Origin of the sequence: Bacillus sp. B4EP4a, assembly GCF_006680105.1 — a bacterium.
GTDB classification, from domain to species: Bacteria; Bacillota; Bacilli; order Bacillales; family DSM-1321; genus Peribacillus; species Peribacillus simplex_E.
This window is the reverse complement of sequence record NZ_VHIK01000130.1, coordinates 1-256: the sequence shown is the minus strand read 5'-3', so window position 1 is coordinate 256 and position 256 is coordinate 1. Positions and strand designations below refer to the sequence as shown.

Sequence of the window (256 nt, the reverse complement as noted above, 5' to 3'; positions counted from 1 at the left end):
GACAATGACTTTATCGCTATCAAGGACTATATCCTTCAATGCATGAGAAATGACACGTGCACGGACTCTCGTGCGTTTTTACATCGGATTGGTTTTGCCGCCATAAAATTTCACTTTTCCATTCGCTTGCTTTATCGCTACTTGGTCACCGCCCCGTCCAAGGGCGAGATCCAAGCTGGACTGTGCAAGCGTACCTAGTTCCGGTAAGGATGGCACGGCCGAGCCGACCCCGATGCTCAGTGTCAAGGGTACATTT

General features: G+C 50.0%; 1 pseudogene. It reads right to left on the bottom strand.

The features are described 5' to 3' along the window. A pseudogene (locus FNK51_RS26245) lies at nucleotides 1-256 on the bottom strand (GGDEF domain-containing protein); the annotation flags it as partial.